Origin of the sequence: Wolbachia endosymbiont of Onchocerca volvulus str. Cameroon, assembly GCF_000530755.1 — a bacterium.
Lineage (GTDB): Bacteria > Pseudomonadota > Alphaproteobacteria > Rickettsiales > Anaplasmataceae > Wolbachia.
The window spans coordinates 887041-900359 of record NZ_HG810405.1 but is presented as its reverse complement, the minus strand read 5'-3'; the positions used below and the strand labels follow the sequence as shown (position 1 = coordinate 900359).

Sequence of the window (13319 nt, the reverse complement as noted above, 5' to 3'; positions counted from 1 at the left end):
TGGATACCTACCTAAGAAAATTTGGATGCACTTCATTTCACTTTTTCGTTAGCCTTTTCTTCTATTTTTTTGGTTTGTTTTTACCAATGGCCATAATTGCAGATTAAAATTTGTTCATAGACTTCTTAAGTATTTCTATATCTTTTCTGTGAGTACTAGTGTTCTTTTTCATGAGCCTTTTCATATCCTTTTCTGAAGAACTTTGAATAGTTTCATCCTTTGTTAGCCCATTTTATAATTAACTGTTGCTTTTTATTTGAAACATGTCTATTATTTTTACCATTCTGACTACACATCTTTATATAATTGATTAAAATAATTCTCTCTTTTTTAAGTTTCAGCTTTAGGAATTTTATCAAGTATATTTTCCTATAAAATGTTTAGTTTTTTTTCCTCTGTTAATTGCTTCTTCTTTTATTTCGTCTTTATGTTTATATGTAACTAACTTAATACAGTTCTATAGTGCTATTGTTAAAACAATCTTGCTAAATACTGTGTGCTTCACTATCTAAGTAATAACATCAGTTATTTTTTTCTTATTGCTAAATAAACTATTAATGTACTTATCAGTGTTATAAATGCTGCTTTATGTTGCTTTCTCCATAGTTTTTTGAATTAACAATCATCGGTTATACTTTAAAATTTTGAGTTTTTCTAATCATTGTCTGATCTTTATCAACTTATTTAGCTAGTTTTTTGAGTTTTTCTTTTTCTGATGGTTCTTCTAATATAGTTTTTAAGAACCCATCACTTTTATTATTGCTTAATAAATTAATTATATCTTTCGCTTTAGTTAAAGCTAAATCTTTTAGGTCTGTATTCTATTCAGAAGTTTTTTTGTTTCTTCTTTTAAACTGTTATTTCTTTAAATTAATTTAATTAAATCTTGGGTGAAGTACTCATTGTTGCCAGTATCTATTATGTCACCTTGTACCATATTTAGTTTCTGTTAGTTATAAATATAACTAATTATACATAATAATTATCAATTATATTTGAATTGATATAAAATAATTACCTCTTTCCAAATATAGAATTTGTATTACAATACCATAGATTATATGGAGATAAGGTATTCTATGAGTGAGAAAAAATTAAAAGCTGCTGTGGTTTTGTCAGGGTGTGGTCATCTTGACGGTACTGAAATAAGGGAAGGTGTCTTGAGTCTGCTGGTTCTTGATCAACAGGAAGTTGAGGTTAAATGTTTTGCGCCTGATATTGATGTTACACAGGTCATGGACCATAAAGCAAAAGAAGCAGTGAAAGAAAAAAGGAATGTACTTGTAGAAGCAGCAAGAATCACGAGAGGTGAAATATATGACCTAAAAGAAGCAAAAGCTGAAGATTTTGACATGTTAGTTGTACCTGGTGGATATGGGGTTGCGAGGAATTTGTCTAATTTGGGTGAAAACAGAGATGCGGTAACAGTACTACCTGAATTTGAAAGATTAGTTTCTGAGTTTTTTATTGCAAAAAAACCAATAGGAGCAATATGTATATCTCCAGCAATAATTGTTTTTATTTTAAGCAGTAGGATTGGTAAGGAAAAGAATAGAATTAAGGTAACAATAGGAGATGACAGGGAGAAATTGATAGAAAAGCTAGGTGGTGAGCATATAAAGTGTGATACAGAATTATCAATAGAAGATGAAGAGCATAATGTATTTTCCTGCTCTGCTTATATACGTAGTGACGAAGGTACGTATTCTGTATATCAAGGAATAAAGCACATGATTGATGGTATGGTAAAAAAGTTAACAAAAGGAATTAAGTAGCTGCTTAGATTTCTTACGCAACAACTAGTTGTTGAATTTTATGTTTTGGGGTGTATTATAGCTAAATGTACTTAAAAATATACATAGTTTTTTTAAATAGTAAGTGTAAAGGTGGTCTATATGTCAGGTGATTTGTGGGATTTTCTTGTGGATGTTCCTAGTGAAGGTTATGTAGTTGAAAGTTCATACTGTACGAGCGGTAAGTGTAATTATTATACGGGAAATATAGATCCGAATAATATTTGGGAGTTTGATTTGATTTCTCTAGATGGAAAGGCAACAAGGAAAGTTGGAATTGACGTAATTAACTTTTCTGAGCCAAGAGTTCGTTTTAGTATGGACGAAAGTGGTAAAAAAATCAATTTAGATATTGCTCCTGAAAACTGCAAAATAACAGAAGATGGATTTCTTTGTATCAATAAGGATAAACAAGATTATAGACTTAATTTTTTGATAAAGAAAATACAGTTTACATCTCGGGTGTGATATTTAAATATAGGTGCTATTTTATTTATAGCATTTTTAGCTATATGTGCAAGCGGTCATTACTCCGATGTGTGTATATTATGAAGCTCATTAATGAAAATTAGTACTGTGTATCTTAAGTCAAGCATAGTTAACTCTTTTATAGATGGTGCTATATTTGCATCTTTGTTATGTTTACTTTGTTTTTCTGCTGATCAATCTTACCTTTTATCAAATATACTTTTATGTTTGCTTTTCTGTCTGTTCTAATCTGTTACTGTTGTACTTAGTAATTTTCTTATCTTACTACTGGAAGTAGCTTCTTGTAATAGTCTGTTCTCTAATACTTTTCCTTTATTCAATATTAAAATTACGTTGTAAAATATCCCATTGTTGTCTCTACTGTGGCTACAGTTTATACAATATGCGTAGGCAGTTACAGCTATTTTATAACTGTACGTAAGCACTGCGATTTAGTTTTATTTACATATGCTTTAACTCTAGCAATGTTTTTATCATCTATGCACATCGGTATTTTTTGTTATCAATACCTTCTTTGAGATTGAGTACCTTTTTATCTAGGTAAATTTTTTTTCGAAGTAAGTATTTTGTACAAACTTTCATATTCAAGGCCATTTAAAATGGAATACAGTTGTATTATTATAATCTCTGGTTTTCTTCTACTTTGGTATATATAATGTTGGTCTATCTGTTCGTTTTGGAGAGTGCTCTTTCTTAAATCTTCTGTAGTATCAAACTGATTAAACGTCAAAGAAAATATGCGAAAAATGACTATTATATAAAATATAAATGATGGTGCTATAAGATATGATGAGCGGAGCTTGTTTTTAAGCAATGTTTGCTTGCATACTAATCTAGTTTGGAAGAAGTGAGAATTATTTTATCTGAACCGCGCGGGTTTTGTGCAGAAGTTAAAAGAGCTGTAGCTATATTAGGCTATTTTTTAAAAAAAATATAAAAACGAGCGCCGAGTTTATGTTCTACATTAAATTGTTCACAACAAATATATAGTAAAGAACTTTTTAAGAGACAAGGAGTAGTCTTTATAAGTAGTGTTGAGGATATTGATAAATATAGTAGAATATTGATTTTCAGTGCATACTGAGTGCAAAAAATGTAGAAGAGGAGGCGAAAAAAAAGGGTATTTAAGTGATTGGCGCAACATGTCCCCTAGTTAAAATAAAGTGCACAAAGAAGTAAAAAGGTATGAGGATAATGTAAAGAATTAATTCTGATTAGGCATGAAACTTACCCAGAGGCTAAGGAAATTAGAGGAAGAGTAAAAATCCTATTGCTTTAGTGTAAACCATAGAAGATGTACGCGATTTAAAGGTTAATGATCTAGATAATTTATCTTGCGTCACACAAACCGCTTATTAGATCTGTGTACTGCGAGAGGAAGGAGAGCTTGTTTGATTGATAACTACAGCTATGTGAATAAAAATTGGTTACAGGGCATGGAAAGAGGGTAGGAATTACCGTAGAGGGGGGGTATCCTCTCTGCTCCCGCGAATATATTGGTTGATGAGCTAATAGACTACTTAAGAATAAGTAAAGGCACAAAGGTTTCAGTTATGTCAGGTGGTATTACTGAAAGTGTTTAGTTTAAAATATTAGATTTAATGTAAAGTACATCTTGCTTACTAAACTCTGATTATTGTGATAAGTGTAAAAGTTATTGATAGTCAGGTGGTTCTCAGCTGAAGAGCAAAAGTTGAGTATCTAGAATCCTAAACAATAAGATTTCCTACATGAAGATGCAATTAAGTGTGCACTTTTACACTGCTTGCAAATAAATTTTTTACTGAGTTTGATTATTTAATAGAAAAGCATAAACATGAGCCAGCTACTGAGCAACAGAATGACTTGCGCGGACGGCAGAAATTGTTAATCTATTTACTAAAATCAGAAAACATTGTGTCAGATAAAATGGGTTTTTTGGCTGTCTTTGCCTTAGTTGTCAGTAGTCAAATTGGCTCGGGAATTTTCATGCTTCCAATTAGCCTAGCTCCATATGGCATGTATAGTCCTATAAGCTCGATAATATCGGGATTTGGCGCTATATCTCTTGCTTTGGTTTTTGCTTTGCTCTGTGCAAAATTTCCAAGAACTGGTGGTCCTCATGTTTATGTAAAACATGCCTTTGGTTCTACAGTGGCTTTTTTTGTTGGTTGGACGTATTGGACAAGCTCATGGATTAGTTCAACAGCTGTAACAATTGCAAGTGTCGGTTATCTAGCTCCTCTTTTTCATGATAATATACAAAATATACGTTTGCTTTTAGAGATGGCATTAGTTTTAGCTATTATGCTAATAAACTTGAGAGGGGTAAATACTGTTGGGCGTGTTGAACTTTTATTAACCGTCATTAAAATTGTTGTGCTGCTTGTAATACCTGTGGTAGCGTTGTTTTTTTTTGATAGAAATAACTTTATAATAAGTGAGGAGGTATCAAATTTTACAACATCGCAGATTCTTGCTCATTCTACACTTCTTGCTCTCTGGTGTTTCATTGGACTTGAATCAGTAACAGCATCTGCAGGATCTGTTGATAATCCAGCTAAGACAATACCAAGAGCCATAGTACTTGGTACAATCTGTGTTGCTATTATATATTTTATTAATAATTTTGCAATTATGGGACTAATAAGTGGTAGTGAACTAGCTGATTCAAGGGCACCATATGTTGATGCAGTAAAAATTATGTTTCCAGGTAATTGGCATGTAATAGCTTCTGTTGTTGCTTTTATTGTTTCTGTAAGTAACTTAAATACTTCGTTCTTGACTGATGGACAAGTTACCTTAGGTCTTGCAAAAGATAAGTTAATGCCAAAGCTCTTTGCTAAAAGAAATAAGTACAATGCTCCTTTTTATGGAATAATACTTAGTACTTTAGGAGTGCTAGTTTTGCTTGTTCTAACATCAAACAAAAATTTTGCTGAGCAAGTAACTTCAATGATTGGTATCTCTATGGTTTCGTTCTTATTTATCTACTTGGTATCTAGTTTTGCCTTTCTTAAGATTGCTATGCAAGAGAAAATATATTACAAGTTACTGATTGGAGGCGTGACTATACTTTTTTGTTGTTGGATAATATATGAAATTCCTATCAGTACATTGTTAATGTCAAATTTATTCCCCTTAAGTGGCACACTTATTTATTTATTTTGGTACCGCAAGTCTATAAGGTGACCATTTTTAATGGAATCAAGGAGCATTGTGTCAAATAAAATAGGTTTCTTAACTGTTTTTGTTTTAGTTATTAGTAGCCAGATTGGCTCTGGAGTTTTTATGCTTCCGATTAGCATTGCACCATACGGTATTTATAGCCTCATAAGTTGACTAATATCAGGAGCTGGTGCTGTGTCTCTCGCTTTAGTATTTGCTACACTATGTACAAAGTTTCCAGAGACTGGAGGTCCTCACGTTTATGCAAAACATGCTTTTGGTCCCACAGTAGCCTTTTTTGTTGGTTGGACTTATTGGTTAATCTCCTGGGTTAGTACAATAGCTCTAGTGATTGTAGGTGTCGGTTATCTTGCACCACTTTTTTATAAGGATATTCAAAATATACGTTTGCTTTTAGAGTTGCTATTGCTCGCGATTATTACGTTAGTGAATTTAAGGGAAATAACTACTGCTGGATGTGTTGAGCTTCTGATTACAGTTATAAAAGTTTCTGTGTTGCTTGCAATACCTGTGGCAGCGTTATTTTTTTTCGATAGAAACAACTTTATAATAAGTGAAAAAATCTCAAATCTTACGATATCACAAATTCTTGCACGTTCTACACTTCTGACTTTATGGTGTTTTATTGGAGTTGAATTGGCAACAGCACCTGCAGGATCAGTAGATAATCCAGCTAAAACCATACCAAAAGCTGTAGTACTTGGTACAATCTGTGTTGCTATTATATATTTTATTAATTGTTTTACAATTATGGGATTAATTAATGGCAATGATTTAGCAAATTCAAAAGTGCCGTATGCTGATGCAATAAAAATTATGTTTTCTGGTAATTGGCATTTGATTATTTCTATAATTGCATTTATTTTCTGTGTCGGCAGTTTAAACGCATGGGTTTTATCCAGTGGACAAGTTGCTTTTGGTCTTGCAGAAGATAAACTTATGCCACAATTTTTTGCTAAAAAGAATAAGCATGGTTCTCCTTTTTTGGCAGTAATAATTAGCTCAGTTGGAACTGCAATTTTGCTAATTCTTACTTCAAGCAACGATTTTGCTAAGCAAATTACATCAATTATTGATTTTTCTGTAGTTTCGTTTTTACTTGTTTACCTTACATGCAGCTTTGCTCTGCCTACTTCTTCTATGTATTTATTATTTATGTGAGTCTCATTTTTTGCTTTACTGAAGTGATCTGTTTGTAATCTTAGTTTGTATATTTTTCTTTTAGGTGTAGAAATTTTTGCTAAAAACTTTCTTATTACTGGTATTGATTTTGAGAAGCCTCTTGGTTTTGAAGGTTGTTGTTCTATTTTTGCAAGCTGTGTTTTAATAATTTTTATAGCATACTTTCTATCGTTAAAATTTGTCTTATATTTTTTTTGCAAAAGAGCGTTTTGGATTCTTGATTCATTAATTTTTTTAGTTTTTTGAGGTATAGCTGATATAGATTTTACCTTAGTTTCATTATATCCTTTATTCATCTCTCGTTTTATTGTGTAATATTATTAATATTGTGTAATAATAACTAAGTTATAGTTAGTTTCAAGGTAAAGATATTAAAATAATTGTAAACTTTATTAGTAAGAATGTAATATGCATTTAAAGTTAGAGGTTTATCTGTATGAAACATAAGATTGCTGTTGTTGGAGCAACCGGAAGAGTAGGACGTGAGGTACTAAGTATACTAGCTGAGTTTCAGGACAAAAAAAAATTTTCAATAGATTTTGTTATTGCATTTGCGTCTAAAAAATCAGAAGGAAAAAAGGTAAGTTTTTGTGATGAAGAATTGACTGTTTCATGCCTTGAAGGCTATGACTTTGTTGGGGTTAATGTAGCTATTTTTTGTGCTGGATATTATGTTTCTGAAAAGTACGTACCAGTTGCAACAAAGGCAGGGTGCATTGTAATAGATAACGGCTCTCACTTTAGAATGAAGGAAGGTATACCACTGATCATTCCGGAGGTTAATAAGGAAAAAATCGCAGAATATAAAAATCACAACATAATATCTAATCCAAATTGTACTGTAATACAGATGCTGTTAGTATTACATCTATTACACCAAAAAGCAAAAATAAAAAGGATTGTTGCTTCAACTTATCAATCAACTTCTGGTGCAGGTAAGGCAGCAATGGATGAACTTTATAATCAGACAAAAAAAATATTCATGAACGAAACTAAAAAACCCGAGATATTTCCTAAGCAGATAGCATTTAATTGCATTCCTCAAATAGGAGAGTTTATGAAAAATGGTTCTACAAAAGAGGAATGGAAAATGCAAGAGGAGACAAAAAAAATTTTAGGTGAAGATATAAAAGTAACTGCAACTTGCGTCAGGGTGCCTGTTTTTATTGGTCATGCTATAGCAGCACATGTTGAGTTTAATCAACACATAACTGAGGAGCAAGCTCGTGAAATACTCAGTAAGGCTGAGAATAATGGAATTTTAGTGCACGATAGGCGTGAAGATGGCGAATATACAACTCAAATTGATGTAGTACAGGAAGATGCAGTATACATATCACGTATTAGGCAAGACAACACTGTCAGACATGGATTAAATATGTGGATAGTAGCTGACAACTTGCGCAAAGGTGCAGCACTAAATATAGTGCAGATTCTAGAGATTTTAACTAAGGAATACTTATAAATTAATAACTTAAATCTATATTAACATGTCCCATTTTACGCTTATCTCTAACCTCTTTTTTCCCGTATATGGTTAAACTAGCTTTTTTATCGCTCAAATACCTATTAGAATAGTATATATTATTACCTATTATGTTTTTTGTCATGCAAGGAAAGCGCAATACTATTTCTTGCATAGGCAATCCGCATATCACTCTGACTAGCTGCTCAAACTGACTAATGTTACATGCATCTAAGCTCCAGTGGCAAGAATTATGAGGCCTTGGAGCAAGTTCGTTAACTAGCAGCTCATTATTTTTGGTAATGAAAAATTCAATAGCTAGAATTCCTATTATATCAAGTGCATGTGCTATTTTTCTTGCGACTTGTTGTACCTCTTGAGTTAACTTGTTGTCTATTTTAGCTGGTACAATTGAAGTATCGAGTATCCCATTAACATGATGATTCTCTGCTATAGGGAAAAGAGCCATTTTACCTTTTCTATCTCTCGCAATGACTATTGAAACCTCTTTTATTAAGTCAATACTTGCTTCAAAAATATATTGTTTCTTCCAATCAAAAGAAGCAAATTGCTTTACTTCAGAGTCGTTTTTGATTACAAATTGTCCTTTTCCATCATAACCCATTTCTGTCGTTTTTATCCTTATTGGATAGGCAAAAGTGCTTCTGCTTTCTAACATCTCATCATAATTTTGTATGCTTTTATAATCAGCAGTTTTTATACCTAAATCTCTAATAAAGTCTTTTTCTCTAAGTCTGTTTTGTGAAATATATAGTGCTTTTTTACTAGGATAAAACTTTACATATTGAGATATAATATCAACTGCATCACATGGAATATTTTCAGATTCAATAGTAACTAAATCTACATTACGTGCAAAAGATTCAAGCGCCTTTTTGTTGGATAAGCTTGCTACCGTTAAGTTATTAGCAACAAAGCAGGCTGGATCATCCTTAGCATTGGCAAAAATATGTATTTTTTGTCCAAGCTTTGTTGCAGCGATAGCAATCATTTTACCTAGCTGTCCACTACCTATTATTCCTATCATCCTTTTGCTAAGCATCTGTTCATATTATACTGCTAATTAGAATACGACAATATGCTTGAAGAATCCATGAGAATAGTGTACAACTAAAGTATTGTTTTCTCTATTGCAATAATGACTCTAGAATATACGCTTACTACTAATTCTGTTGAAGTGACAGTTCTACCAGTTTATATTGAGGAACAATCGATCCCTTATGAAAACTGCTATGTGTGGATGTATAATGTTAAGATAAAAAATAAAGGATCATCAGCTATTCAATTGCTAAGCCGCCATTGGCAAATAATAGATTATAAAGGAAAGGTGAATGAAATTGCAGGTGTTGGTGTTATTGGAGAGCAGCCTGTGATTAAACCTGGAGAAGTATTTAAGTACACAAGCGGAACGTATCTAAATGCACCATCTGGAATAATGCAGGGTAAGTATGAGTTTCTAAATGAAGAAAGCACAAAAACTTTTGAGGTTATTATACCACCTTTTTCTTTGGATAGCCCATATATAAATACTAGACCACATTAAGTGGCTATTAATTTCTGCAAAAAGTTTTATTTTTTGTTTTCATCATCAAGCTTAAACAAAATTATTATAGAGATTAAACCTATTATAACTATCATCAAAGAAAATGGGGCAGCTTCTCTGTAACGTTCATCGCTTACAAGCTCAAATATTCTAGTTGATATAGTCTCAAAGTTAAATGGTCTTATAATGAGTGTTGCTGTGAGTTCTTTAATAGTATCCATGAATACGAGTAAAAATCCTGATATTATACTTTTTTTGATGAGAGGAATATGAATATTTAAACATGTGGAGATAGGTCCATGACCCATAGCGTGTGCGGTCCACTCAATTTCGTTTGGCGTTTTTTTGAGTCCTGACTCAATTGCTCTAAAAGATATAGCAAAAAAACGAAATAAATATGAGTAAATTAAAGCGCCAATGGTTCCTACTAAACTAATTTCCTTAATATATTGAGTAGCAAAAGAAGATATTTTGCTTAAAAATATTATTATACTAATCGCAATAATTGCGTTTGGAATTGCATAACCTAAAGAAATGAGACATGCGATACTATTAATTACCCTATTTTTTCGTGCCGTATACCCGATCATTATTGCGATGTTAATTGAGATTAGTGCAGTAATAAATGATAAACTAAAACTGTTTGCTATTATGTTATAGAATTTTGACTCATATATGAGAAATCTATTTTCTATACTCCAATATATGAGTGGAATAATTGGAAAAATGAAGCCTATTAATATTGGCAGTACACATATGATGTAGGCAAAAATCAATGGTAAGGTACCGCTTATACTTCGCTTATTGTGGTAGTCTGCATTAGTATTGATTGTAGAATAGGATATTCTCCTTTTTTGTAGGATTTTTTTAATAGTTGTTAGTACTATAATGAAGGTCAATTCTGCAATTGCTAAAATAGTTGCTGAATATTTATCATGTAATAAAAACCAAGTGCGATATACTCCTGTGGTGAAAGTGTCAATTGCAAGAAACTGTGGTGTACCAAAGTCTGTAATCACTTCCATTAATACTAAAAATAGTCCACCTATAATTGATGGGCTTATAGAGGGTATTATGATGGAAAATAGGCTCTGTAATGAGGAAACTCCAAGTGTTGATGCAATAGTAACTGAGTTGCTAACATTTTTTAGATTTGAGCGGACTAGTATGTAAACGTATGGATACAAACTGAATCCCATCACCAATATTCCACCACCTAAAGATTTAATTTCGGGAAACCAATAATCGCCTTTGTTCCAGTGAAAAATTTCTCTTAACAAACTTTGTATTGGACCTGAAAACTCCAGCGTATTGACGTAAACAAACGATACTATATATCCAGGAATTGATGTTGGAAAAAATAAAGCAACTTCAAAAAGTCTACTTCCGGGAAATGAAAAAAAAGTAGTTAGCCAGGCCGGCACTACTCCAAATATAAAAGATACACTTCCAACTCCTATTATTAAAATTAATGTATTTAGTATGTATTCAGGGAAAAGTGTACTGATGACCCACACGGAATTTGCTGATTCTGTAAGTAGGATTGATATTAATGATAATATAGGACAAATAAATAGTATGCTTACTAGAAATAAGAATATATTTTTAAATATTCTTAAAGGCATTAAATTCAATTCACGCTTAATATTAAAATGTTATATACAAAAACTAAAGATATCCAGAGAAGATCTATTGAATGCTTTTGTAACTTTATATATTATGCTTTAAATTTGTGGATTAATAGTTATGAGTTTTGTTGTTGCAACTTTTTATCACTTTGTAGAACTTTCTAATTATTATGACATGAAAGATACAATAAAAGCTGTATGCAGCGACCTTAAATTAAAGGGTACTATTCTTCTTGCAGAAGAGGGTATCAACGCAACTATATCTGGTGAAAGAAATGTAATTGATAAAATGTTTGATTTTCTACGTTCTGATTACAGGTTAAAAAACCTTATGTGGAAAGAAAGTACAGCAGAATTTCAACCGTTTAATAAGATGAAAGTAAGGTTAAAAAGAGAAATTATAAACTTCGGTATAGGTAATCTTGATATTTCTCTTAGAGGTAAGTATATTGATCCAGAGCATTGGGATGATTTTATCTCTCAACCTGATGTCTTAGTGATAGACACACGAAATAAGTATGAAGTAAAATTAGGTAAGTTTAAAGATGCAATTGACCCAGATACTCAATATTTTCGTGAGTTTCCTCAGTGGGCAAAGTCTTTCTTTAAGAACAAAGATCTGAAAATAGCTATGTATTGTACAGGTGGAGTTAGATGTGAAAAATCTACGGCATATATGAAAGAACTTGGGTTTAACAATGTGTACCATCTTAAGGGTGGTATTCTTTCTTATCTTGAAAAGACCCATAATAAGAATGATAATTGGGAAGGTGAATGTTTTGTTTTTGATGATAGAATTGCTGTTAATAGCTCACTTATTCCAAGTGACAAAATAAAATGTATGTTCTGCTTAAATCGAGTTTTAACGAGTGGGCTAAAATCAGTCTCACGTGGTCAGGTGATTTGTTCTGATTGTGAACTTCATGATTAGAAGAAAGTTTCTGTGATGAGGTATTTCTGTTTTCTGTATCTTCTTTGGTAAACCCAAAATTGGGGTTAAATGTATTTCAAAGGGTAGGATAATTTTCATCTACACCATTACCGGTACATTATTGGAGTATATCAGAACCTCAGTTGCACGTTAAATCACTTTACGTAAAGAGCTTGAAAAAAGTGCTAAAAGCTGATTCTAACATAGAAAGGTATATCTAGCTGGCAGGCCGCGCTAATTATTTCCTTATTCTTAGCAGAGAAAGCAATTTTTGTTCTATTATTATCTTTTATATTATTTAGCTACTGCTTTGAAAAGAAGTTTTACTATATTAGGCTTATTGGAAAAAGCAGCATAATGCAACGCAGTTTTTTCTCACCCTATTTAATATTCATATGGATATCTCTGTGAAGAGATAGTACATTTCTGCCAAAGGTAGTATCTTACAATGGTGTAGACCCCTCTGTTTGCTATTAACATTAGCGCTATTATTTAGGTTTTAGGTATTGGGCATGATTAGAATAATTATTCTCAATTGCTCAAATAGATTTGAGAAAGTTTTTTGCTTCATCAATTCTTTTTTATTATTGTCTAATAATCTACCTCAATCTTTATTGGATACTCCTATAATTTAGGTTGTATTATTTAGGCTTGCTTTTTTCTAAGCGGATAAAACTTTTTTATCGATTTTCTAGTATATGGACATATTGCGTTGTTTTCCTTTTTTTATATCCATTGTGAAATTGCATGGTATCCATAGATATTCTTTGATGTTGAATTACCGCCATGCATTATATTTTTAGTAGGTTTTAATATTAAGTTTATTATTTTTTCCCTATCGAGGAAAAAAATGTTTCTTTCCTCAAGGTAATTATTGTTTCTTTCAATTGCCTTTTCAGTATGTTAACCTATTAAATGCTCGTAATTTACTGGTCTATTTTTATTATCAGGATACTCCTTTAAGGTTTTATAAGTCATAGCTTCTGATACCATTTAACGTAATTTAACTTTTATATATATTAATAATTGATAATTATTTTTAATTAAAAATTTGATATTTTAATTCTTTTTATGAAGAACTGTGAACGTATACTCTTTA

Annotated in this window: 9 protein-coding genes and 3 pseudogenes; 8 read left to right on the top strand and 4 right to left on the bottom strand. The window is 31.7% G+C overall.

The features are described from left to right. Positions 1-1079: 1079 nt before the first annotated feature. The 5 genes and pseudogenes from elbB to WOVOC_RS04325 all read left to right on the top strand — a co-directional run. The gene (gene elbB / locus WOVOC_RS03825) at positions 1080-1775 is read left to right on the top strand and encodes an isoprenoid biosynthesis glyoxalase ElbB (RefSeq protein WP_025264365.1); all 696 of its coding nucleotides are present in this window, start codon (positions 1080-1082) and stop codon (positions 1773-1775) included. A gap of 120 nt (positions 1776-1895) precedes the next feature. Further along, complete coding sequence (locus tag WOVOC_RS03820) at positions 1896-2261, top strand: hypothetical protein (RefSeq protein ID WP_025264364.1); 366 nt, start codon at positions 1896-1898, stop codon at positions 2259-2261. Positions 2262-3129: 868 nt separating this feature from the next. Then, positions 3130-3865 (top strand): annotated as a pseudogene (locus tag WOVOC_RS04860) (4-hydroxy-3-methylbut-2-enyl diphosphate reductase). A 313-nt stretch (positions 3866-4178) separates the two neighbouring features. After that, the gene (locus WOVOC_RS03810; protein ID WP_025264363.1) at positions 4179-5453 is read left to right on the top strand and encodes an APC family permease; all 1275 of its coding nucleotides are present in this window, start codon (positions 4179-4181) and stop codon (positions 5451-5453) included. 153 nt (positions 5454-5606) lie between these two features. Beyond that, positions 5607-6575 (top strand): annotated as a pseudogene (locus tag WOVOC_RS04325) (APC family permease); the annotation flags it as partial. On the opposite strand, the gene WOVOC_RS03800 reads toward WOVOC_RS04325, so the two are convergent. Continuing rightward, positions 6554-6928: a hypothetical protein gene (locus WOVOC_RS03800; protein WP_044104107.1), complete on the bottom strand. Its 375-nt coding sequence runs from the start codon at positions 6926-6928 to the stop codon at positions 6554-6556. The pseudogene WOVOC_RS04325 and the gene WOVOC_RS03800 overlap by 22 nt on opposite strands. 140 nt (positions 6929-7068) lie before the next feature. Between WOVOC_RS03800 and WOVOC_RS03795 the strand changes: the two genes are divergently transcribed. Further along, entirely contained in the window at positions 7069-8097 is a 1029-nt protein-coding gene (locus tag WOVOC_RS03795) for an aspartate-semialdehyde dehydrogenase (RefSeq protein WP_025264362.1), read from the top strand. Position 8098: 1 nt separating this feature from the next. Here the strand turns inward: WOVOC_RS03795 and WOVOC_RS03790 are convergent, their stop codons facing one another. Then, a complete protein-coding gene (locus WOVOC_RS03790) occupies positions 8099-9160 on the bottom strand; it encodes a 5-(carboxyamino)imidazole ribonucleotide synthase (protein WP_014868861.1) in 1062 nt (353 codons plus the stop codon). A gap of 96 nt (positions 9161-9256) precedes the next feature. Between WOVOC_RS03790 and apaG the strand changes: the two genes are divergently transcribed. After that, the gene (gene apaG, locus WOVOC_RS03785) at positions 9257-9661 is read left to right on the top strand and encodes a Co2+/Mg2+ efflux protein ApaG (RefSeq protein ID WP_014868860.1); all 405 of its coding nucleotides are present in this window, start codon (positions 9257-9259) and stop codon (positions 9659-9661) included. A 26-nt stretch (positions 9662-9687) separates the two neighbouring features. Here apaG and WOVOC_RS03780 read toward each other — a convergent pair whose 3' ends face one another. Further along, a complete protein-coding gene (locus tag WOVOC_RS03780) occupies positions 9688-11286 on the bottom strand; it encodes an ABC transporter permease (RefSeq protein WP_025264361.1) in 1599 nt (532 codons plus the stop codon). A gap of 121 nt (positions 11287-11407) precedes the next feature. Here WOVOC_RS03780 and trhO point away from each other — a divergent pair, with 121 nt between their 5' ends. Next, a complete protein-coding gene (trhO, locus tag WOVOC_RS03775; RefSeq protein ID WP_025264360.1) occupies positions 11408-12220 on the top strand; it encodes an oxygen-dependent tRNA uridine(34) hydroxylase TrhO in 813 nt (270 codons plus the stop codon). 294 nt (positions 12221-12514) lie between these two features. Here the strand turns inward: trhO and WOVOC_RS04965 are convergent. Next, positions 12515-12589 (bottom strand): annotated as a pseudogene (locus WOVOC_RS04965) (hypothetical protein); the annotation flags it as partial. Positions 12590-13319: the final 730 nt, after the last annotated feature.

Excerpts from the sequence above, each read along its gene's own strand:
- WOVOC_RS03800 (WP_044104107.1), bottom strand. The coding sequence starts at position 6,928 with ATGAATAAAGGATATAATGAAACTAAGGTAAAATCTATATCAGCTATA.
- apaG (WP_014868860.1), top strand. The coding sequence starts at position 9,257 with ATGACTCTAGAATATACGCTTACTACTAATTCTGTTGAAGTGACAGTT.
- WOVOC_RS03795 (WP_025264362.1), top strand. The coding sequence starts at position 7,069 with ATGAAACATAAGATTGCTGTTGTTGGAGCAACCGGAAGAGTAGGACGT.
- WOVOC_RS03780 (WP_025264361.1), bottom strand. The coding sequence starts at position 11,286 with ATGCCTTTAAGAATATTTAAAAATATATTCTTATTTCTAGTAAGCATA.
- elbB (WP_025264365.1), top strand. The coding sequence starts at position 1,080 with ATGAGTGAGAAAAAATTAAAAGCTGCTGTGGTTTTGTCAGGGTGTGGT.
- WOVOC_RS03820 (WP_025264364.1), top strand. The coding sequence starts at position 1,896 with ATGTCAGGTGATTTGTGGGATTTTCTTGTGGATGTTCCTAGTGAAGGT.
- WOVOC_RS03790 (WP_014868861.1), bottom strand. The coding sequence starts at position 9,160 with ATGCTTAGCAAAAGGATGATAGGAATAATAGGTAGTGGACAGCTAGGT.
- trhO (WP_025264360.1), top strand. The coding sequence starts at position 11,408 with ATGAGTTTTGTTGTTGCAACTTTTTATCACTTTGTAGAACTTTCTAAT.